At 44.6% G+C, this 23,440-nt stretch carries 20 protein-coding genes and 1 pseudogene; 4 read left to right on the top strand and 17 right to left on the bottom strand.

Annotation, left to right across the window (positions count from 1 at the left end):
• From V2H77_RS04585 to flgB, 14 genes and pseudogenes are all read right to left on the bottom strand, one after another.
• A pseudogene (locus V2H77_RS04585) lies at positions 1-864 on the bottom strand (hypothetical protein); the annotation flags it as partial.
• Between the two features lie 20 nt (positions 865-884).
• Positions 885-1,811 (bottom strand): DUF4123 domain-containing protein, encoded by a 927-nt coding sequence (locus V2H77_RS04580; RefSeq protein WP_341497862.1) that lies wholly within the window; start codon positions 1,809-1,811, stop codon positions 885-887.
• Entirely contained in the window at positions 1,811-3,781 is a 1,971-nt protein-coding gene (tssI, locus tag V2H77_RS04575) for a type VI secretion system Vgr family protein (protein WP_341497861.1), read from the bottom strand. The genes V2H77_RS04580 and tssI overlap by 1 nt, the downstream gene beginning before the upstream one ends.
• A gap of 555 nt (positions 3,782-4,336) precedes the next feature.
• The gene (gene flgL, locus V2H77_RS04570) at positions 4,337-5,302 is read right to left on the bottom strand and encodes a flagellar hook-associated protein FlgL (protein WP_341497860.1); all 966 of its coding nucleotides are present in this window, start codon (positions 5,300-5,302) and stop codon (positions 4,337-4,339) included.
• Between the two features lie 92 nt (positions 5,303-5,394).
• A complete protein-coding gene (gene flgK, locus V2H77_RS04565; protein WP_341497859.1) occupies positions 5,395-7,038 on the bottom strand; it encodes a flagellar hook-associated protein FlgK in 1,644 nt (547 codons plus the stop codon).
• Between the two features lie 130 nt (positions 7,039-7,168).
• A complete protein-coding gene (flgJ, locus tag V2H77_RS04560) occupies positions 7,169-8,110 on the bottom strand; it encodes a flagellar assembly peptidoglycan hydrolase FlgJ (protein ID WP_445935459.1) in 942 nt (313 codons plus the stop codon).
• The gene (locus V2H77_RS04555; protein ID WP_132344467.1) at positions 8,110-9,219 is read right to left on the bottom strand and encodes a flagellar basal body P-ring protein FlgI; all 1,110 of its coding nucleotides are present in this window, start codon (positions 9,217-9,219) and stop codon (positions 8,110-8,112) included. Before V2H77_RS04555 ends, flgJ begins: the two co-directional genes overlap by 1 nt.
• A 12-nt stretch (positions 9,220-9,231) precedes the next feature.
• Positions 9,232-9,984 (bottom strand): flagellar basal body L-ring protein FlgH, encoded by a 753-nt coding sequence (locus V2H77_RS04550; RefSeq protein WP_341497857.1) that lies wholly within the window; start codon positions 9,982-9,984, stop codon positions 9,232-9,234.
• 74 nt (positions 9,985-10,058) lie between these two features.
• Positions 10,059-10,841 (bottom strand): flagellar basal-body rod protein FlgG, encoded by a 783-nt coding sequence (gene flgG / locus V2H77_RS04545; RefSeq protein ID WP_341497856.1) that lies wholly within the window; start codon positions 10,839-10,841, stop codon positions 10,059-10,061.
• Positions 10,842-10,864: 23 nt separating this feature from the next.
• Positions 10,865-11,620, bottom strand: a complete 756-nt coding sequence (locus V2H77_RS04540) for a flagellar basal body rod protein FlgF (RefSeq protein WP_341497855.1) — start codon at positions 11,618-11,620, stop codon at positions 10,865-10,867.
• A gap of 18 nt (positions 11,621-11,638) precedes the next feature.
• Positions 11,639-12,853 (bottom strand): flagellar hook protein FlgE, encoded by a 1,215-nt coding sequence (gene flgE, locus V2H77_RS04535; RefSeq protein WP_265380733.1) that lies wholly within the window; start codon positions 12,851-12,853, stop codon positions 11,639-11,641.
• A 27-nt stretch (positions 12,854-12,880) separates the two neighbouring features.
• Positions 12,881-13,573 carry a flagellar hook assembly protein FlgD gene (flgD, locus tag V2H77_RS04530; protein ID WP_341497854.1) on the bottom strand — a complete coding sequence of 231 codons (693 nt, stop codon included), beginning with the start codon at positions 13,571-13,573 and terminating at the stop codon, positions 12,881-12,883.
• Positions 13,574-13,585: 12 nt separating this feature from the next.
• Positions 13,586-13,990: a flagellar basal body rod protein FlgC gene (flgC, locus tag V2H77_RS04525; RefSeq protein ID WP_341497853.1), complete on the bottom strand. Its 405-nt coding sequence runs from the start codon at positions 13,988-13,990 to the stop codon at positions 13,586-13,588.
• Positions 13,991-13,995: 5 nt separating this feature from the next.
• Positions 13,996-14,409: a flagellar basal body rod protein FlgB gene (gene flgB / locus V2H77_RS04520; protein ID WP_036775736.1), complete on the bottom strand. Its 414-nt coding sequence runs from the start codon at positions 14,407-14,409 to the stop codon at positions 13,996-13,998.
• A 364-nt stretch (positions 14,410-14,773) separates the two neighbouring features.
• Between flgB and flgA the strand changes: the two genes are divergently transcribed.
• The 4 genes from flgA (at position 14,774) to V2H77_RS04500 (ending at position 17,802) form a co-directional block, all read left to right on the top strand.
• Positions 14,774-15,433: a flagellar basal body P-ring formation chaperone FlgA gene (gene flgA, locus V2H77_RS04515; protein WP_341497852.1), complete on the top strand. Its 660-nt coding sequence runs from the start codon at positions 14,774-14,776 to the stop codon at positions 15,431-15,433.
• A 125-nt stretch (positions 15,434-15,558) separates the two neighbouring features.
• Complete coding sequence (gene flgM / locus V2H77_RS04510) at positions 15,559-15,864, top strand: flagellar biosynthesis anti-sigma factor FlgM (RefSeq protein WP_049582025.1); 306 nt, start codon at positions 15,559-15,561, stop codon at positions 15,862-15,864.
• 11 nt (positions 15,865-15,875) lie between these two features.
• Positions 15,876-16,316: a flagella synthesis protein FlgN gene (locus V2H77_RS04505; protein WP_341497851.1), complete on the top strand. Its 441-nt coding sequence runs from the start codon at positions 15,876-15,878 to the stop codon at positions 16,314-16,316.
• Positions 16,317-16,671: 355 nt separating this feature from the next.
• Positions 16,672-17,802, top strand: coding sequence for a hypothetical protein (locus V2H77_RS04500; RefSeq protein WP_341497850.1), 1,131 nt, complete (start codon positions 16,672-16,674; stop codon positions 17,800-17,802).
• Positions 17,803-17,951: 149 nt separating this feature from the next.
• Here the strand turns inward: V2H77_RS04500 and V2H77_RS04495 are convergent, their stop codons facing one another.
• The 3 genes from V2H77_RS04495 to V2H77_RS04485 are packed head-to-tail and all read right to left on the bottom strand — an operon-like array spanning position 17,952 to position 22,545.
• Positions 17,952-19,439, bottom strand: coding sequence for a hypothetical protein (locus V2H77_RS04495; protein WP_341497863.1), 1,488 nt, complete (start codon positions 19,437-19,439; stop codon positions 17,952-17,954).
• Between the two features lie 56 nt (positions 19,440-19,495).
• Positions 19,496-20,995, bottom strand: coding sequence for a hypothetical protein (locus tag V2H77_RS04490; protein ID WP_341497849.1), 1,500 nt, complete (start codon positions 20,993-20,995; stop codon positions 19,496-19,498).
• 47 nt (positions 20,996-21,042) lie between these two features.
• Complete coding sequence (locus V2H77_RS04485; protein WP_341497848.1) at positions 21,043-22,545, bottom strand: hypothetical protein; 1,503 nt, start codon at positions 22,543-22,545, stop codon at positions 21,043-21,045.
• Positions 22,546-23,440 lie beyond the last annotated feature (895 nt).

Genomic DNA, 23,440 nt, shown 5'->3' with positions numbered 1-23,440 from the left:
ATTTGTGTTGGGGTCCACCTTGAGCTCAAGCAGTTGGTAGCTGCGGGTGCCTTTTGAATCCGGATCGGGCGCCAGGTATTGTTTGGTATAACCCAGTAGCTTTTCCACCCGATTGATGACCTCTAAATTGGGCAGGTTTTTCCTCACCTTATTAATTTCCGCAAACTTCGCCGAATAATCCATATCCTGAACCTTTAAAGCGTATTCGACGTTAATGGCCGTCTGTCGGGTCAGATAAAATGGGTCCGTATGGGTTGTCCACCCACTGCGCAGTTTATTGCCATTTTTAGGCTTGACATTTTCCATCGCCTGACGCGCTTTTTTCTGTTCATCACGTCGCTCTTTTACAGTGCGTTCTCCATGAGAAAAATCAAAGCTCAATCCAACCGAAACCATAAAACTGACCGACGGGTAAACCGCTATCGTCGCGTACTGTTGACTATCCAGGCAGCCCTGGGTTATTAACTTATAATAACGCGGTTCACTGTAGATATCTGTCGGGTTGGCAAGATTAGATAAATAAAACCAGACACTTTCCAAATCACTTTCAATCTCAGCGTCTGCCAACTGATCTTTATAAAATAATGTCACCTCCTGCGGAGCATTAAATTCTAGCGTTTTCTCTTTCTGTCCCCCCGTTAGCACCGCATGATGTTTAGCCGCATTATTACATTTAGTTTCAATCTGTATCGTCCCTTTTTGACCTTTTCCATGATCAATCAGGCTCATCTTAATTACCGGCTTTTCCGGCCAAATCTGAGTATTCTGACCAAAAGTGACGCTGATTTTATAAATACAGGGGTCCGGGTTGTCGCATGTCATGCAGGCAACACCGGCACGGTGTGAAATAGTTTGCTCAGCCATATCAATTACCTTTTAATTACCTAATCGGGGATAAAACCCAATTCGCTTTTTAATAATGTTTCCATCCGATAATAACCCGGCCACTGGGGGTCTCTGAGTGCGGTTAACCATGCCAGCGGGATGTGCTCAAACTGATTGATATGTCTCTCCATCAGTAAATAGAGAAACCCTCCAATGGCGCGTTCATCAGTGATTTCATTATCACGACAAAAATAAAAACAATCCTCTGCTAAGGTTTTATGTTGAATAAATGTCGCCTCATCCATGTAAGCGGGAAAATAATGTGTCTCAGGGAACGGGTTTTTCAATATCCGGTCTGAATGTGCCGACAGGGAGTCGTATGGCAAATCTATCGTACCGGCGCCATTATGGTAATTGACTTCATTAATAAATTGCGTCAGTTTATTAATATATCGTTGTTCGAATAGCTCATTTAACTGAGCATATTGCTTTGTTGTGATCCGCAACATCTTTTGTCTGGAGCATGCCTCTGCGGGAAATTGTTTTCTGACCGCGTGAAAATTATCTTCATGCTTAACCCCCATCAGAGAAGTGCTAATTTTATTTATCGGCCCCAGAAAACAGTGAATTTCCCAGTCACTGAGGACACTGAGAAACTCCCAGATATTGCGCGGATCATAAAATCGGAAAAATACCGGTTTATCTTGATCGGGTAATAATACTTGAAGATATTTGCGTAAATGCTGACGCAATGTTTTCATATCCGCTTTTGAGTGAAGACAAATTCCCCAGCATGTTTGCCATTCCTCTAAATACAGTCCGACTTTTTCTGTTACCTCCACCAAGTAAGGCGCCACCTTAAGCAGTTCAGGTGATAAAGATTCGTCATAAAGACAAACCGCAGGGGGATTAAAATTTTCCAAGATAAAAAACAATCGGTATTCAATCGCACCGTCAATGACGGCATAATATTTTTCAGCGGCCATCAGTTGTTATCCTCCTTCGGACAATGTGCAACAAACAAGGAACCGGCACTGGCGGCAGCTTGCAAAATAACCGGATTCGCCGGTCGCAATAAATCTCCAGGACTCCCCCCTGAGTTCAGATTAATAGATGGACCTTTGATATCAACACCATCAGCATGAATAACAATAAAGCTATTACCTACTTTCAAACTGATTTTATTGCCGCTTTGCACCGTAATATCACCATTGGTATCAATACTGAGCATACCCTGAACTTTCTGTGCCACATTGCCGCCAGCTTGCAAAGTTTTGTCACCCTCAACCTGAACAACGTAGTTCCCGGTGGTTTTATGTTCCTGCTGCCCATCAACGGTTATTTTACGGTTATTGGCAATCACCAGTTCGTCATCATGGCCAATGCTGGTGGTACGGTTGTAATTAATTCGCTCATCCCGGGAATTAAGCACCTTAATCGCCAGATTTTTCTGAGCATGAATAAACACCTCTTCTCGGTCTTTTTCATCCTCAAATCGCAGTTCATTAAAACCATCCCCTTTATGGGTTTTTGAACGAATGGACATCTGGGTTTTTGATATCGGCAGATGATTAGGCACAACATTAGCGGCATGATAGGTACGCCCAGTAATAATTGGCTGATCGGGATCGCCATGTAGAAAATCCACCAACACTTCCTGCCCTACACGCGGGATAGCAATCATGCCCCAACGCTTGCCGGCCCAAGCCTGACTGACTCTTATCCAACAAGAACTTTGGTCATTGAATTTGCCATATTGATCCCAGGCAAACTGTACCCGCACACGCCCGTATTCATCACAAAAGATCTCTTCCCCCTCCGGGCCAACCACGGTCGCAATTTGTAGGCCGTCAATGCGCGGCTTAGGATAAGGCGAGGGGCGCCATACCCGGTTACGATCGCCAAAGGTGAAATCGTTCGTTAAGGTCGTCCCCATTTCACCGAAACGGGATTCATCCGCCTGTGGCTGTCTACCGTGATGGCTGATGCTAATGACCAGCCACAGGGCATTAAATTGCGCTTTCGGATGATCAGTCAGCGTAAACCCTGATGCCGGCGCCAGAGCAAAACAGTCACTTTGCCCACGGCCAAACATAGCATCAGTGCGGAGCGCTTCCAGACGATATTGACTCAGGCGCTCGCCAATCGCACCTTTTTTAAAGCGCCCGGGAAAATCATAGTAAGTGTAACTGGGCAAATCTGAACGCTGGTGGTTAATTTGGCGTTCGTAATATTCATATTCAGCCCCCCACAGTGAGTTTTTAAAAGTACGATCCTTCAACATAATATTGGCAATTCCGACCTGTTCACGCCAACAGAATCGACTGATACTGCATTGGCCTACGGAGGTATCCAATTCTGGATGATAAGGCAGTGAATGGTTGCTATTTATTCGATAAGAATCAGTAAAAACAATTAATGGCTCTCCCCGCTCTTCACTAAAATCAAAATAATAAAATATTCCTTCATCAGCCAATAAACGATGGAGAAACGCCAGATCACTTTCATCATATTGCACACAAAATTCCCGTTCAGAATGCTCATAACGCAATAGGAAATGGAAGTTTCTAACACCATTTTCTTTCAACAATTTTTCGACAATTTCGGTCACAGATTGATGCTGAAAAATACGGGAATTAACCCGTAATCCCGCACGCCATAAACTAGGGTGAAGGGTCAAGGAATAATAACTGCGATGACGACCTGTCGTACCTTGTTCAAACTGAGTCACAATCCCAGTGACACTGCGTTCTACTTTTCCATCACGATAAACGGTCAGTGTCGCAAAATGATCCAGAACATCCGCAAAATCAATATCCGGGTCAGCACTGGTTAATGTCGCCTCCAGACAAAATAATGTTGATAGCGCTTCATCTAGCGTAAAGTCAACCACAGTAAAAGTTTTCTCCGGGAGACTACCCGCAGCAAGTGTAAAAACCAACCCTGAATCTGTCATTACATTCCTCCTGATTGCATGAGGTCAAGATTCAGGGAATTAAGCAGATCACGTAAAACAACCATAATTTCACCCTCTTTTACTGAAATGATTACCGCACATTGTTCATTAACCAAACTTTACCTGTTCAACATATGAGCGGGAGAGCAGCAGAGGGAAGAAATAATCAACTTATTTTTTTAAAATAACGACATTTTATTCTAAGACACAAGCAGAGTTTTGGCGAAAAATTTCAATATATTGAATAGGTTACGTTAAAACGAACTATAATGCTTTTATTAGCAAAAATCGCTGACCTGAATCAGTAATAAAAACAAAAGAGGAAACCAAATTAACGTAATACTTCAAACGATATATTTTTCTTTTCCACTTATCAGTCGAATCCGCCGTATATATTTAATTGCGAAAAAATAGCATTGATTTTATTAAAACAAACACCTATAGGAGTATTAACTAAGAAAGAAAAACAGAATTATTTAAACAATAAATAATGACGTAGGATATTTAATTGAAAAATCGCTGGCCTGAAAACCAGCGATTAAAGTAAAAATCAAATTAGCGGAATATTTCAAACAACGACATGCCTTTCATATCGACAAATGTCTTATACGATGCTTGAAGTATTGTTTGTTGCTGATAATAATTCGAAATTGCTGAATTCCATTCTACATCAACCAGTTCACTCAAACGGCTTTTATTAGCCAGGCTGCGTTCTGCCCCCAGGCTATTTAACTCTTCCATTTCTCTCAGTTGTAAACCTAATACCGATTCCACCGAAGAGATATTATTTAGCGCGTTGCGGGCGCCGCGGTTAGCCTTATTCAACAATTCCAATGCATCATCACGACTCTTTTGATCTGCCTCGGCCAATGGTGTTTTCAATGACTGAATCGCCATGTCTATGGTTTTAAATACATCAGATTCACTCGGGCTGCCATCCGGTTCTTTTATCGGATTACTCGTCGATGAGAGAAATACTTGAGCCCCAGTATGTCCAACGATCATAGAGCGGTTGCTATCCACTTTCTGAGTCATTTCTTCAGAACCGCCCCGATAGCTAACTGTACCGCTTGTACTCTCATCAAAAGGTTTCACATCCGTTTTATAACCGGCAAAAATATAGCGGCCATTACCATCGGTGGTGTTACCCAAATTCACCAGTTGTTCTTTAAATCCTGTTAGTTGAATAGCCAATGAGTTACGATCTTCATCACTCAATATACCGTTTACTGTGGCTACCAGACTTTCATGAATATTTTGAACCACACCGACAGCTTTGGATACCACACTCAATTGCATGGAAATCGCGTTCTTAGCAAATGAGCGAGCGGTCATATATTGCTGGTTCTGAGATTCAGCCTGAGCAACCATGACACCCTGAGATGCCGCCATCGGATCATCGGATGGATTTATTACCCTCTGACCACTGGATAGCTGTGCTCCCTGCTGCATCCATTTCGATTGAGCAGTAGTGATACCCGTCATTTTCTGGTCGTACAATATATTGGTACTTACGCGCACAATTTCATTCCTTTTAAATATTCAGCTATACCCTTTATCTTTCAAGCTGCTGCTTTGTTGGCTGCTTTCACTCACCCCAGTCACAGCGTTTATTAACGACGGAGTTCCAAAATGGCATTAAATAGTGTTGTGGCAGTCTGGACCACTTGCGCATTAGCCAGATAGTATTGCTGTAAGTTTTGTAATGCGCCATATTCTTCATCTATGTTAACGCCGGAAACCGACTGCTGTTCAGCGTAAAGTTGTTTAGTAATATTATTCTGCGTTTCTAAATCAACATTCGCCGTGCTGGTCTGGTTACCAATGGTACTAACCATCGAAGCATAAGCGCCAGAAAATGATGCTTTACCCTCTACCAATTTTTTGCTCTGCAATTCAATGAGTTTTTTAACATTGACGTTATCACTCGGACCGCCATCTTTAGTACCAGCAGCCGCCAATTGCGATGCATCTTTAATATTAACCGCCATACTGCCAATAACACCGTTGACCCCTTTCAGTGTATATCGATCGTGTTCTTTTGCATTGGTTGGATCAATTTCAACTTTTAATCCATCAAATTCCAGTGTATTACCTGTTACTTTGGCAGCAATATCCGCCTTATCAGAGGCACGCTGGATTTTCCAATCAGCCCCATCGTAGCGAATATGATAATCACTGGCTTTTACCGCTGAGGTATCGGTATATTCCACTTGAAAATTAGCCGAACCTTTGTTTTTACTATCGGCAATCACATCCGGGTTATTAAATGTGAAGAAATCTTCACCCGGTTTGCCTTTTAAATCAAAACCAGAACGGTGAACCTGATTAAATTGATCGCCCAATACCAACGCTAATTGGTTTAACTGATTACGGGAGTTATCCAGCACTTCACTACGCGCCCGTAATGTGCCGCTTAATTGCCCTTTATCAATGTGTCTTTCATCAATTTCAACAACATCGCCAAAACCACGATCATAGCCTAATGTAATGCGACTACTGTCTGCATTGGATGAAATCGCTTCTACTCGGTAAGCGGTTGTCCCCTGAACCAGCGTCAATCCACCGGCAAAAGTCACATTATACGTGTCACCGTCCTGCTGAGTCACACTCACGCCAACCAGTTTATTCAGTTCATTGACCAATTGATCACGCTGATCCAGTAATGCATTCGGCTCAGCACTACCGCCGCCTCTCATACGGGTAATTTCACCATTGAGTTTAGCAATTTGCTGCGCATGGTTATTAATAGCCTCAGCCGAGTTATTTATTCCCCGATTAATGTTATTTTCCATTTTACGCAGGAAGTCATCCGCACTTTTTAACTGGTTTACCAGCCCCTTTGATTTACCAATCGCGGTTGTTCTGGCTGCATCATCTTCCGCATTACTGACGACATTTTGTAAACTAGTAAAGAAGTCATCAATGGTATTTGATAGGTTATTCGCTTTATCTGCCAGCAAATTATCAACCTGGGAAATTTGCTGATAATAGGTGGTTAATGCGCCCTGTTTCTCCTGCGCAGAAGACAGTTGTTGATTAATAAATTCGTTATATTGACGGTTAATACTGGTAACAGTAACACCATTTCCGATAAAGCCAACGGACGTCATCGTGCCGCCGTTTTGATTGATAACGGTTGATTGCCGGTTATAACCAGGAACTTTGGCATTTGTGACGTTATTACTCACGGTTCCCAGAGCAATCTGAGCAGCTTGAAGGCCGCTCATCGCGGTATTAATAAGACTGTTGGACATCAGAAGATCCTTTTGCGTTTTATTTATGTCTCCGCTGGCGGCGGCAAACAATCTTTCAGATAGCTAAAAACAACGTCTGAACTGCTTTTATTTATCGGCTGAACTCAATAAAACTTGAGCAAAATAGAGATCAGAATAGTTTACTCAAATCGTAGGTATACGCTTTTACCGCCTGTTCTCCAGCACCTTTTAGCTGTTGAATAACTGAGACCAGTTTTTTCGCATATCCGGGGTCCGTTGCATAACCCGCCTGTTGCAAGGAATAAGCCCCTTGCTCCGGGGTCATAGAGCGGGCAACGTTGGCGTAACGGGGGCTTTCTGTCAGTAATTTGACGTAATCCTCAATCGCTTCCACGTAAGAGCCATAAACACGGAAGTTATCCTTCATTTTCTGCGGCTCACCGTCGATATATTCTGTGGTCAAGATATTGGTTACCGGCCCTTTCCAACCTTTACCCGCCTTAATGCCAAACAGATTATGGCTTGGCTTACCATCAGCGGTCAGAATCTCTCTTTGTCCCCAACCGGACTCTAATGCAGCCTGAGCAATAATCAGCAAATGGGGAATACCACTGCGTTGGCTAGCTATCCGGGCAGGGGTCGAGAGCGTGGATACAAAATTCGTACTGTTCAGCGGTAGCGGTTTTGGCGCCGCCTCGGGTTTCGGTACCGTTCGACGTATAAATTGCTCAAGCGCCTGCCTTGGCAAGGTTTGCAAAATCTCGTTATCCGGCGTCATAGGTATCTTGCCCGCGATTTCACTGGGGACAGTTTTAGTGCCAGAAAGCTGCTTGAGCAGCATATCGGCAAAACCTAACCCCTTCTGAGCGATATTCTGCGCGATTTGCTGATCGTATATCGAAGTATAGAGGCGAGTCTGTTCGCTGCTCAACATGCCATCTTTAGGCAGGGACGAACGCATACTTTTCAGCATCATCTGAACAAAGAGCCCTTCCATTTGTTGGGCTACTTGCCGTAGCCCCTGTTGTGGATCTTTTGCCAGATTGGATTTTAACGTGTTAACCGACTGAACATCATAAGCCGCTCCGGGCAGGGTTAAAAAATCATTCATCAAATGATCTCCAATTTCGCCCGTAAACAACCTGCACTTTCCATTGCCTGTAAGATTGACATTAAATCATTCGGTGTCGCACCCAATGCATTCAACGCTTGAATAACATGGCTCAAACTTGCGCTGGCGTTAACCTGCTGCAATGCGCCATTTTGTTCACGGACAGCAACCGCGGGATTACGGGTCACAACAGTACTGCCGCCGGCTAACGGTGTATTTGGCTGACTAACAACCACCTGATTATCGACAATGACAGAAAGATTCCCTTGAGCAACAGCGCAGCTATCCAGCATGACATTGCGGTTCATTACAACAGAACCGGTACGAGAGTTGATAATCACTTTGGCATCGCCGACATCAACACGCACAGTCAAATTCTGCACATGGGAGAGGAATTTAACCTGCTCGCTTTTATCTCTCGGCATACGCAATTGTACTGTGCGGGCATCCAGCGGCGTTGCGGTTCCCGTTCTGCCCGCACGATTGATCGTATCGCTGATTTGCTGCGCCAGTGAGAAATCTTCGTTATTTAATTGAAGATTCAGTATGCCATTTTCACCAAACTGCGTAGGCAATTCACGCTCAATCACGGCGCCGTTACTAATCCGACCACCCGCAAGCTGATTGACTTTTACACTGCTTCCCCCGGCGCTGGCGCCGGCGCCGCCAACCAATATATTACCCTGCGCCAGAGCATAGACCTGATTATCAACACCTTTTAGCGGTGTCATCAACAAAGTACCACCACGTAAGCTTTTAGCGTTCCCCAATGAGGAAACCACTACGTCAATATTCTGCCCGGCACGGCCAAACGGCGGTAACTTCGCAGTGACCATCACGGCAGCCACGTTTTTCAACTGCATATTGGTTCCCGGAGGAACGGTAATCCCCAATTGGGATAACATGTTGCTTAAACTTTGGGTGGTAAATGGCGTCTGAGTAGTCTGGTCGCCAGTTCCATCCAGCCCAACCACTAATCCATAACCAATCAACGCATTTTCCCGCACCCCTTGAACCGTGGTGAGATCACGGATGCGTTCTGCTGATGCAGTCGTTGTCACCAGAGCCAGCAATACCAGAAGAAGGCTGACAGCAAATTGTTTTATCATAACCATCCCCGGTTAAAATGGCGCGACATTAAGGAAGAAACGCTGTAACCACCCCATGTGCTGCGCTTCATTGATATAGCCATTCCCCACATATTCAATGCGGGCATCAGCGACCTGATTGGAACTGACCGTGTTATTAGCATTAATTGTCCGTGGGTTAACCACACCGGAAAAACGGATAAACTCCGTTCCCTGATTGATAGCAATCTGTTTCTCACCGACCACGTGTAAGTTACCGTTTGCCAGTAACTGATCGACGGTCACAGTAATCGTTCCTCTGAAGGTGTTATTCGCATTAGCGCCGCCTTTCCCACCAAAAGTATTCTCAGCTTCCATATCCAGATCGGTTTTATCTCCACCAATTAACCCTTTCAGGAAACGAGGTGTCAGTGCTGCGGAAAACGTGTTTTTTCCATTACGGCTAGCATTGGCCGAAGAATTCTTACTAGCGCTGACATTTTCCTGCAATGTAATCGTCAGGGTATCGCCAATATTTCGTGGTCGGCGATCTTCAAATAGCGGCTGATAACCATAATAAACCGGCTGTACTACCTGAAAAATAGCGCCATTAGGGACTGGCGCGGTTGCCGCAGAAGGTGCTGCGGTGGTTACCCCCTCAACCAAGGGTTTTTGCGGTATATACGCACAGCCCGTTAGTGACAATACCGCCAGTGCTATACTACAACGCCATTTATTCGCCACATTTTTCCGTAAATGGCGGAACTGACAAACGGCGCTGGTCTCGGCAACAGCCATTGTATCCATCTTCGATACTCTTTATTTATCCCTGAATAACGGGGAAACTGAATGTTTCCCCGCGGTTCTGATTGACGATTAGGTTATAACTGAGTCAGTTTTTGTAGCATCTGATCAGACGTCGATACCGCCTTACTGTTAACTTCATAAGCACGCTGAGTCTGAATCATGTTGACCAATTCTTCAGCGATATTGACGTTAGATGTTTCGACATATTTATGATTGAGCAACCCTGCGCCATTGATTCCTGGTGTGTTTTCAATCGGTACGCCAGAACTGCTAGTCTCGACATAAAGGTTTTCGCCGATACTTTCTAACCCATTGTCATTGATAAAGGTTGTCAGGGTCAGTTGGCCAACTTGCTGAAGTGCCGATTGCCCCTGTACTTTCACACTGACAACACCATCACGACTGATGTCGAGGTCCGTTGCGTTATCAGGAATAGTAATGGTAGGGAAGATCAAAAAACCGTTAGCAGTTGTCAACTGCCCGTTTTGATCTTCCTGAAATGAACCGTCACGGGTATAGGCGCTGGTGCCATCAGGTAACTGAACCTGAAAGAAACCCTTTCCCTTAATAGCAACATTATGACTGTTATTAGTTTCAGATAAGTTTCCCTGACTATGTATACGTTCTGTTGCTACCGGACGTACCCCGGTACCTATCTGTAAACCAGAAGGTAAACGGGTCTGTTCCGATGACATCGCCCCGGGTTGACGAATGTTCTGGTAAAGCAGATCTTCAAAAACGGCACGCTGGCGTTTAAAACCATTGGTGCTGACGTTCGCCAAGTTGTTGGCAATCACATCCATATTGGTTTGCTGGGCATCCAGCCCAGTTTTAGCAATCCATAATGATCGGATCATCGGTTTTATCCTCTGTGTCTAAATCAACTCATTGCTAATAGCTGATTAGCACGTTGTGCATTTTCATCTGAGCTATGGATGACTTTCATCTGCATTTCAAAACGGCGGGCGTTGGCAATCATACTCACCATGCTTTCCATTGGATTGACGTTACTTCCTTCAAGCACTCCGGGCATTAATTTCGCCTCATCACTGGCCGGTAAGACATTACCCTGTAACGTTTGCGCCTGTTCCGTCATGTGAAAGAGGCCATCATCACCGCGAACTAGCTGATCGCTCTCCGGTTTCACCATTTTCAATCTGCCAAGCTGCCCCAACTGTGTTGGCGGATCGCCAGGAATCAGTGCAGATATAGAACCATCGGTCGCTAAGGTTAACTCAGCCTGCGGCGGAACATTGATCGGGCCATTGTCCCCCATCAACAAGTTACCTTGAACAGTTAACTGACCTTCCGCTGAAATCTGAATATTGCCGTTACGCGTGTAAGCCTCAGAGCCATCTTCAAGCTGAACCGCCAGATATCCCCCCTGTCCAATCGCCACATCCAACGGACGAGAGGTATAGTTCATCGGCCCCTGACGATTGTCAGAACCGGGCGTTGAAGCGACAACCAAAGTTCGGGTATTAAAAGCAGCCCCTTCAACAGGCACCGCTCGCAAAGCAGCCAGTTGCGCCTTAAAACCCGGCGTCGATGCATTAGCCAGGTTATTTGCCGTCACTGCCTGATGCTCTAATGTCTGACGCGCACCGCCCATCGCGGTATAAATGACATGATCCATAATCCTATCCCGAAACTATCAGCGCATACTGACCAGCGTTTGCAGGATCTGATCTTGGGTTTTAATGGTTTGCGCACTGGATTGATAGTTGCGCTGAGCAACAATCATATTAACCAGTTCTTGGCTCATATCGACGTTGGATGCTTCCAACGAGCCGCTGAGCAATTTACCAAAACCCCCCGATCCCGCAATGCCGACAACTGGGCTACCTGAAGCTCCCGTCTCTATCCAAACGTTGTCACCCTGTGCCGCCAGCCCCTCTGGGTTAGCAAAGTTAGTCAGAACGACCTGACCTAATAATTGAGATTGCTGATTGGAATAGGTACCGATGACACTGCCATCTTGCTCAATACGGTAACCATTGAATTCACCTGCGGCATAACCGTCTTGCTTAAGTGCCGATATGCTATCAGAATCAATTTTCTGCTGTTTACTGCCATTAAAATCAATAGTGATATCAGCGGCATTAGAACCATTCAGAGAGGGAACATTAAATGTAAACTGATTATCGTCACCAATCAGTTTACCATTGCCATCAAATTTCAACGTCCCCAGCGAAGCGGCTTTAGCACCCTCAACCGCACTATCCTGAGCGTGAACCTGCCATTCATTATCGTTCGTTTTCACAAAGAACACCTTGATAGCATGTGGGTTACCCAAACTATCAAAGGTGGTAACACTGGTAGGATAGTTATAAGAATCCTTATCTTCCGGCGAGAAAGCATCTGTTGGTTTTTTATGCATCGAATTAAGGTTGGTTGTCATCGTCACCTTAGTTGTCGCTTTAGCCGCCAGTATACCTTGAGGGATTGTAATCGGCTCAGGGTTAGCCCCTTTCTGAATCTCCGGCGCGCCGCCATTGACACCGACTGCGGGATAGCCGGTCAATTTCATGCCTTGCATGTTGATGATATTGCGATTCTCATCCAGCTTGAATTGACCGTTACGGGAATAGTAAATCCCACCATCACCGCCTTGCATGCGGAAAAAACCGTTCTGAGTGATCGCCAGATCAAGTGGGCGATTCGTCGTCGTCGGCGTACCATCTTTAAAATTTTGATTAACGCCTGATATTTTTACCCCAAGACCCACTTGAGAACCGGCAAAAATGTCAGAAAAAGCAACCGTGCTGGATTTAAAGCCATAGGTCGCCGCGTTAGCGATATTATTACCAATAACATCCAAATTACCTGCCGCAGCATTCAAACCACTTACTGCTTGTGAAAAAGCCATACTATTCTCCGTTAAAATTCTTGCTGGTTAAAGAATCTGACGTATCTGATCCATTGTGACAGTACCGATCCGTCCTAAATCTAACTTAGCGCCGTCCGCGTCACGAGTAACGCCTTTTACCTCCGCGAACCTCAATGGCTGAAACACTCTCTGCTCGCCTTTATAGCTAGCAGTAATGGTGAAGTTATAAGCGCCATCCTCAACATTAGCGCCGTCTTCTTTTGTTCCATTCCAAGTGAAATTATGGACACCTGCTTCCAACCCACCGAAATCAATTTGGCGCACAACCATCCCTTGTTTATCAGTAATGGTGACTTTTACACTGTCCGCTGGCCTTTCTAGTTCAACACCAAATGGTGCTATACTGACGCTCCCGTCTTCTTTGTTTGAACCCACCAAAATGGTATCCCCAGGGACCATCACTTTCCGACCAATCAGAGCCGATGCCTGTACAGGCTGATTATTATTGATCTGACCGACAATCGACCCCAGAGTGGTATTCAGCTTTTCGATCCCCGCAAGGGTGTTAATTTGCGCCAAATGGGAGGTCAGCTCATTGTTCTTCATCGGGTTAGTTGGGTCTTGATTTTTCATTTGCGCTAACAGCAAATTCATGAAGTTGCTATTCAGCTCTTCACTACCCTTTTTCTTGCTAGTCGATGCTGACTCTCCAACAATCGTGTTATTCGGCGATTCATTCACTGAACTGGTAATAGACATGAGTCACTCCTGTTACTGACCTAACGTCAATGTTTTCAACATTATCGATTTAGTGGTATTAAGCACTTCAACGTTGGCTTGATAACTACGGGAAGCGGAAATGGTGTTAATCATTTCTCCGACCACATCAACGTTTGGCATCCGCACATAACCCTTTTCATCAGCCAACGGGTGTCCCGGCTGATACTCAAGGCGGAAAGGAGTGGGATCATCAACAATTTCACTGACTCTGACGCCGCCGGTTTCTTGCCCTGCCAGCGCGGCAACACGGAAAACCACCTGTTTAGCCCGATATGGCTGACCATCAGGCCCGGCAACGCTATCGGCATTTGCCATATTGCTGGCGCTGACATTTAATCGTTGGGATTGAGCTGATAATGCCGAACTGGCAATATCAAAAACACTAAGTAAAGACATTGCCCTTATCCTTGCTGTAAGACTGACATCATGCTTTTAACTTGAGAGCTGGTCGCCGTCAGTTCAGCCTGATATTTCAAGCTGTTATCCATAAAATTGCTGCGTTCCATATCCATATCCACCGTGTTGCCATCCATTGCTGGCTGATAAGGCACCCGATACAGCAAGTCCATCTCCATTCTCTTCTGAGGCTGAATAGGAATATGCCGATCGGATGTCAGCGTCAGCCCGATCCCGTTTCCAGTGACCCGACCGTGTGCAATGGTTTTTTTCAGTTGTGTGGCGAAATCAATATCCCGCGCTTGATAACCGGGCGTATCCGCATTGGCGATGTTAGCGGACAATATTTCTTGTCGCCGTGATCGCAATGACAGGGCTTCCTGCTGAAAATGAAAGGCTGCATCTAATTTATCGAGCATATTCCTCCCTCTGATGTGACTGACCTGTGTTGTGAATCTTTAATAGCGCTGTTCGCGATCGTGAAATTCGCAGTAAACAGAATAAACGCAGAAGGAAAAGCCTATCGGATGAATAGACGCTAATTGGATTGCTATTTATCCCATTGACCGATATTCAATGCAGGTACACTTATACCCTATGGATTTCAAGATGCATCGCGGCGGCAAGGGAACGAATCCCCGGGAGCATAGAGAACTATGTGACCGGGGTGAGTGAGTGCAGCCAACAAAGAGGCAACTTGAAAGATAACGGGTATATACGCGATTAAACAGTACGCGACTAAACAGCGGCGGATTGACCTACAGAAATAATGAGAGCGAGAAGATGCAAGCTATAAATATTATCGGGCTGTTCGCATTTTTCTTTATCACTTCGATGGCATGGGGCAATAATTTACCCCAAGCTATAGAGCGCTATTTCCAGCAGATACATAAGGATAGTCATCACAAAGTTTCTGTTGACATCAGGACCCCTGAACAACAATGGCCCCAATGTGAACGGCCAGAAATTCAACCTGCTATTGGCGGTCAACATTGGGGAAACCTCTCTTTACCTGTTATCTGCCATCAACAACGCAAATTCATTCAAGTCGCTGTCAGTGTGACAGGAAATTATCTGGTTGCCCGCCGTGGCCTCTCACGTAATGATGTTTTATCAGAGGGCGATTTTCAGATCAGCAGCGGATTACTGGAAAAACTCCCCCGTGATCTGGTTATTAACAAAAATGAAATAAAAAACAGCATTGCGATACGTAACATCCCGGCGGGGCAAGTCATTACACGTAATATGTTACGCCGCGCGTGGGCTATACGATCAGGCCAGAGTGTGGTGGTGATTGTACAGGGAAATGGCTTTCAGATACGGAACGAAGGGAAAGCTATTAATAACGCCGCCATTTCTGATAAAGTCAGGGTTCGAATGAATTCAGGGCATGTTATAACCGGCCAGGCATTAGAAAACGGCAGTGTAAAAATCATGTTATAAGTTACTAAAGTTTTCTTTCACTGTGCCGATATAACCAGCAGAGCACGATTTGCAGGTATGCAAATGGCATGTAACCTGCTCCGATCCATAGGTGAACCTATGCCTGGCCACAAAGGATAATGATTATGAGTATCGAACGCACTCACCCCTTATTAGCAATCGCTGCCGTTCAACAGCGACCCACTAATGAAAGCAGCGCCCAGGGCACCCGCAAAACCTCCGGCGTTACCTTACAAAGCAGCGATGCGCAAGTAAAACTGAGCGAAGCACAAACAAAACTGGTTCAACCAAGCAGCCAGGATATCAATATCCAAAAGGTGCAAAAGTTGAAAGAAGCTATTGCTCAAGGAACCTTAAAAATGAACAGCGGTAAAATCGCAGACGCTTTGCTCAAAGAAGCCGCCGAAAACTTTCAGTACGATAAAAAATAATTGCACCCGCTATGGAAGAACTACAACAATTACTCGAACAGCAAGTGACCTATTTGACCTCGCTGACCCAAACTATGGCGGAAGAGCAGCGTATTTTGTGCGCAGGTTTTATTGAAGCACGAGATTTGCACCAGATAACAGAACGGAAGAATTTTTTGTTATCTGCTCTTAGCCATTCAGAACAGCAACGTCTTAATTTGAGCAAAGCATTAAACATCACTGCGCCTTATGATAAGCAGCCTGCGCTTGCCGCATTATGGCGACAGATCGGCAAAGCGGTTACCCAGATTCGTGATTTAAACACCCATAATGGTCTGCTATTAACTCAACATCTTGAACTAAACAGCCAAGCTATCGCTTTTCTAAAAAGCCACCATAGCCCTTCTCTTTATGGCTCAAACGGCCAAGCTGCCCGTCACTCTATGCTTTCCGGCCATAGAGTGCAGGTTTAATTAAGTGCATTACCGCCCATTGCGGTAGTGCTGCTTTTTATTGTTTTGATCGTATTTGTAAGCACCACCCTCCTGTTCAAATCGGGCTTCGTATCTGCTCACAGAGTCCTCAAGCATGAATAATTCAAACGAAATGTACTGTGAAACGGTTGTTGCAATCAGGGAAGAACGGATTAGCAAAAATCACCGTTTGTAAGCCAACGTAACAATTGCTCAACAATAACGTTTTGCGTGTTGCAAAAATATACTGCAAAATAGGAATAAGCAACAACGGGGAATTATCAAAAATCGGGCTAATGGATTAACAACGAGAGCACCCTTCATTTCATTGATCTATATTGGGAATAACACATTGATGCACAAAAAACTAAAAAAAAGCAAATCGAGCGGACAACAGATACCAAAAACACCTCAGCAACAATTCAAAACTTACTGGACGTCCATCGAAAAATACCAGTTGAAGATCGCCAAGTTACAACAGCAGCAAGACGAACTGTTCATGCGCTTTCAACAAGAGGTCTTACCGGTAGAGCATCAATATATGCAGTCCAGATATGATAAAGCGGCGCGGTTGCTTTCATTTGCCGATAAAAAATCGCTGGGGAAAAACCAACGAAGAGAATTATTTTCCTGGATAGAAGAAGAGATTGCTGAATTATGTACTTACCCCTTTAACGAAAACCTCGATCTCAATAAGTTGACCGATCACTTTTCCAATCTTCATGCGTTTAAAGAAGAGGAAATTCCGACACCAGAACAGATGGCTGAGATCCGGCAGACTTTTGGTGAATATTTTGATCTTAATGAAGAAATATCTGATGAAGAATTACTTGATATGATAAAAAATCCCGAAAAAATGCGTTCCACCATAGAACAGCATTTTCAACGGGAATCAGAACATTTCCACGATGAATATGATGCAGAAGAGACCACTGACTTCGATCCTGCGGCAGAAGACCAGAAAAAACTGGATTCTTTGTTTAAATCGCAGGAAGTGAGCCAAATGTATAGAAAAATAGCCAAGGTACTGCATCCAGATCGTGAACAGGATTTAGATGAGAAAAAGAAAAAAAACCAATTGATGGTACAGTTATCACAAGCCAAGAAAGATAATGATGTCTGGACGATAATAAACATGTACCACAAGTACATTGATCCAACTTTCAGTTTTAACAGCCGGGATATATCCGACGTCAATAAATTGCTCAAAGCACGTATAGATATATTAGCCAATGAACTTAATCAGCTAAAAAAATCTGATTCATTACCGGGCATGATTTGGCGCACACTGGGAGGTGAAACATCGAAAGCAATAGAGAATAACCTCCACGAACATTGCAAAAAATTGCGGCAAAATATAGAAAACGAAATCCAACTGCGCGAAAGCTTACGCTCACTCACTGTACTAAAAAGCTACCTTGCAGAACGACGTGATGCCTTAGAATTTGAACAAGAAATGATTGACTATTTTTTCAAACAATATTGAATCCGCTGAGTCTGACGTAAATTTCAGCGGCTTACTTATATAGTTTACCGACCATTAGCCGCGCACTGCATCAGTGCATCACCACCCATTGTGGTAGTTCCATTTCCTTGTAATATATACAAAGCATGGGGCTGCCCTAGATTAGACCATCATTTGATATTCTCAAAAACATAAACTGCACCGGCTTTGGGCTTAGAATCGACACTCTCTACTACTGCACCAACAGCAAAACTTGTCCCCGCCTTATTCAGGCAGGCAACCTTACCAAGACCCTTGAAATAGTCTGGAGGACCTGAAGGGTCCAGAATCTCAATAGGTGTTTCCATATTCCACTTATTATTCAGACAGGTATATACATACACACTGGAAGCCGCCCACACTACCAGACGATTTCCCACACCATTCAGTTCGATAGCGCTGCCAAAATACGTTACGCCGCTAGGAGCCGAAAACCTAATGGGATTTTCTTTATCCCAGATCCCATTTGTGCGCGTATACAGATAAACCTTCAAATTATCATCCGCCCCCACCGCCAGACGATCTCCCTCTGCATTCAGGCTAAAAGCCCTGCTAAGACCACGTGAGCTATCTTCAGGGGCCTCGAACTTAATGGGGTTTTCACTATCCCAGATCCCATTCGTGCGTGTATACACATAAATCATGCCTCTTAGCTCGTAACTATCGTGGCAATGCACCGCCAGACAGTTTCCCGCAGCACTCAGGCGAGCAATCCAGCCAAACTCATAAGAATTCGAAGGGACCGGAAACTTAATGGGATTTTCTCTATCCCAGATCCCGTTCGTGCGTGTAAACATATGGAACGTAGAGTGGTATATGCCCCCAGCCACCAGACAGTCTCCTGCTGCGTTCAAGCTGACATTCACACCAAATAATTCACTGGCGCCCGGAGCCGGAAACCAAACAGGATTTATTGCATCCCAGACGCCATTCGTGCGTGTATATACACCAACCATCTTTCCGCCATCAGCGGGCGCTCTATTTCCCAACGCCAAGCAATCTCCCGCTGCATCCAGACTGACATTAAATAAAGAGCTATAATATTCATTATGAATAAGCTCAAGCACAATAGGCGTGCTTGTACTCCACTCACCACTCTTCCGGCGCGTATATACACAGACTTTATTACCCATCCCAACCGCTAAACAGTCTCCCGCAGCATTCATGCTAACAGAACCGCCGAAGGATTCATTCTTCTTAGGAGTGGGAGAAACAATACGCGTCATCATGGTGCGTTTCAAACCCAACACCCGCGTGATCTCCATCCGCTCACGCCGAGATAAACTGAAAAAATCCGCAAACTGAACCTGCCGATCGGCATCCAATTTCAGATATCCTCCCCCATCAAAAAAGAGTCCCCCTTCTGGTTTCAGTGATAGCGCCAAAGCGCCTTTATTAGCGTTTAACCCGCCAGAATGGCGAGTGTTGAGGGCCAGTTTTCCTTTACCATCTCGTTTCAACCCTTCTGTCGGGCCATCCCCCTGAGCGCCATCAATGATTTCATATGCCTTATATGCCTCATCAATCAAATGGGAAAAGGCTTCTGGCATAAGCCGCACACCAGACTTAAAACTCGCTTTCAATGAGTCAACAGAACTCATTTCTTTATCAGTCATAATATGTCCTCAAAAGCCGTATTAGACAGTCACCGTCACCTGTTCTCCGTTTTCTGTCTTCATTTGACATTCTCAAAGGTATAGACCGCACCCGCTCCAGACACAGAACCAACCTTGGTTGAACTCGCGCCAACTGCCAAATTCGTTCCCGCCTTATTCAAACTGATAGCCTTACCAAAATCATTTAAATTACCTGAAGGGTCCAAAATCTCGATAGGTTTTTCCATATTCCACTTACCATTCAGATAGGTATACACATACACCCTGGAAGCCGCCCCCACTGCCAGACGGTTTCCCGCATCATTCAGTTTGATAGCGTTGCCAAAATACGTTACGTCACTTGCCGGAGCCGAAAACTTAATGGGATTTTTCCTATCCCAGACCCCATTTGTGCGCGTATACAGATAAACCTTCCCCTTAGTAGGTAAATAATAATCCGCCCCAACCGCCAAACGATCTCCCTTTGCATTCAGGTTAAAAACCCAGTTAAAAAGGGGTACGCCATCTTCAGGGGCAAGCTTAATGGGATTTTCTATATCCCAAATCCCATTCGTGCGTGTATACACATAAACCGTGTTTATTGCAGGGTCAGGAGGATAAGAAACATCGAAACCATGCACTGCCAGACAGTTTCCCGAAGTACTCAGGCAAACAGTCGGACTAACCCCTTCCGCCCCAGGAGGAGACAACTTAATAGGGTTTTCTCTATCCCAGATTCCATTCACACGTGTATACATATAAAACGAATAGCGGTCGCCCCCCACCACCAGACAGTCTCCTGCTCCGCTCAAGCTGACATTCACAACAAAATATTCTTCTGTACTTTCGATCGTAAACACCACGGGATTTTTTGTATCCCAGACGCCATTCGTGCGCATATACACACAAGCTTCCGCTTTTCGAGAACTAATTTTGTATCCCAACGCCAGGCAATCTCCCGCCGCATTCAAACTGATATCCCATGAAGAACTACGACGTCTATCTCCATAAGCCTCAAAGACAACGGGAGTGCTTGTATTCCACCCATTCTTCCGACCTGTATACACGCAGACTTTATCACCCACCCCAACCGCTAAACAGTCTCCCGCTGCGCTCATGCTAACAGAAGCGCCAAAGAACTCATTCGCTTTAGGGGAAGGAGCAACAATACGCGTCATCGTGGTGCTGGCGCTGCGTTTCAAACCTAACAACTGTGCGATCTCCATCCGCTCCCGCCGCGATAACCTGAAAAAATCCGCAAACTGAATCTGCCGATCGGCATCCAATTTCAGACGACTTCCCCTATCAAAAGAGATCCCACCTTCTGGCTTCAATGATAGCGCCAAAGCGCCTTGATCAAGGTTTAACCCACCAGAATGGTGAACGTTGAGGGCCAGCTTTCCTTTATCATCTCGTTTCAGACCTGCGGTCGGGCCATCACCCTGAGCGCCATCAATGATTTCATATGCCTTATATGCCTCATCAATCAAGTGAGAAAATTCTTCAGGTGTGGGCAGAACACCGGACTTAAAACTCGTTTTCAATGAGTTAATAATATTCATTTCTTTGTCAGTCATCATATTTCCCCAAAGCCGTATTAGACAGTCATCTGTCTTCTGTATGGGCATCAATTGATATTCTCAAAGATATAAACTGCACCGGCTTTGAGCTTAAAATCGACACTTTCTGACGTTGCGCTAACAACCAAACTCGTCCCCGCCTTATTCAGGCCGATAGGCCCACCAAAACCATTTAAATTATCTGAATTGCCTGAAGGGTTCAAAATCTCCATCGGCGTTTCCATATTCCACTTACCATTCAGACAGGTATACACATACACCCGGGAAGCCGCCCCCACTGCCAGACGATCCCCCGCAGCATTCAGTTCGAGAGAGCGTCCAAAATCTATTACGTCGCTTGCAGGAACCGAAAACTTAATAGGATTTTCGCTATCCCAGATCCCATTTGTGCGCGTATACAGATAAACTTTTCCATTAATAATGGGGAAATAATCACGCACCTCCCCCACCGCCAGACAATCTCCCTCTGCATTCAGGCTAAAAATCTTGCCAAAAAGGGATGAGCTGCCTTCAGGGAGCTTGAGCTTAATCGGGTTTTCGCTATCCCAGATCCCATTCGTGAGTGTATACACATAAATCGTGCTTATTGTGAAATCATCGTAACCATGCACCGCCAGACAGTTTCCTGCGGCATTCAGGCGGACAGCCTTGCCAAATTCATAAGAACTCGAAGGGACCGGAAACTTAATGGGATTTTCGCTATCCCAGATCCCGTTCGTGCGTGTAAACATATGGAACGCAGAATCTAACGCAGGTTTGAATTCGCACCCAGTCACCAGACAATCTCCCGCTGCGCTCAAGCTGACACCCAGGCCAAAGACGTCAATACGGCTCGGAGCCGGAAACCAAACGGGCTTTCTTACATTCCAGACGCCATTTGCACGCATATGTACACCAACCCTCTGTCTGAACCTATTTGCCAACGCTAGGCAATCTCCCGCCGCATTCAGACTGACATCCCATGAAGAATCACTTTGATAAGACTCAAGCACAATAGGCGTGCTTGTATTCCACTCACCACTCTTCCGGCGCGTATATATACAGATTTTAGTATTCATCCCAACCGCTAAACGGTCTCCCACTGCATTCAAGCTAACAGAATAGCCAAAGGATTCACGCGCCTCGGGAGAGAGAGTGGGAGAAACAATACGCGTCATCATGGTGCGTTTCAAACCCAACACCCGTGTGATCTCTATCCGCTCACGCCGAGATAAACTGAAAAAATCTGCAAACTGAACCTGCCGAGCAGCATCCAATTTCAGATACCCTCCCCCATCAAAAGAGAGTCCACCTTCTGGCTTCAGCGATAAGGCCAAAGCGCCTTGATTAGGGCTCAACCCGCCAGAATGGCGAATGTTAAGGGCCAGTTTTCCTTTACCATCTCGTTTCAACCCTGCGGTTGGGCCATCCCCATGAGCGCCATCAATGATTTCATATGCCTTATATGCCTCATCAATCAAGTAGGAAAATGCTTCCGGCATAAGTCGCACACCAGACTTAAAACTCGCTTTCAATGAGCCAACGGTATTAATTTCTTTATCAGTCATCACATTTCCCCAAAAGCCATATTAGACTGTCAGTGCCATCGGTTTCTGTTAATGCTTTATCCACTTCGTTAAAGTCGATGGAGTTAAGCAACGGTACTGACCACGAAATACACTACAATTAATTCCTTCACACCTTTTAACTCGATATCCTGCGGCTTGGCGTCACTTAACTTCGCTTATTGCCTCAGGTATGTTGCTGTCTTCGAAAAACATATCTCCGATGACCTGATTTAATATTTAACTTGAATATACCCGTCATCTTTCAAGTTGCCTCTTTGTTGGCTGCGCTCACTCACCCCAGTCACATAGTTATCTATGCTCCCGGGGATTCGCTCCCTTGCCGTCGCGATGCATCTTGAAATCCATTGGGTATATGTCATTCGCTTTTCGTATAGCACAATCTGATATTATTAAGCATTATGGAAATGTGAATTTTTGCCAATTATTTAATAATAAAATTAATTGTTTTTATAAAATTTCACATAAAAACATATCGCTTAAATAATGATTTAATAACTATTATTATCTATTATCGCAACAACCATAAAGTTAATTAGACTCAAATCAATCCATTAAAAAATTTACTGAAAAAACATAAAAAAATCAATAACAAACCAAAATAGTATTATTTAAAAACAACCCTTTAATTATCATTAAATAAATGTATTTCATTTTAATTTTCAAGAAAAATTTAGCATATATTTAAATAATATCAAAATCATAATTACCACCAAATTAAATACAATATAAAATTATCCGAAATGATAACACCACGTCCTTTTACAATATATCCCTGTCATGTTTAATTAATTTTTCTTAGATTTTATCATGCGCTTATTTCCCCTGTTTTAAGGTGAAAAGCGAACTAATTGTTAGATACCCAATAAACTTCAAAATG

The organism is Photorhabdus sp. P32 (assembly GCF_038085095.1).
Lineage (GTDB): Bacteria > Pseudomonadota > Gammaproteobacteria > Enterobacterales > Enterobacteriaceae > Photorhabdus > Photorhabdus luminescens.
The sequence above is the reverse complement of the archived record's forward strand: the minus strand, read 5'-3'. Positions and strand labels throughout refer to the sequence as shown.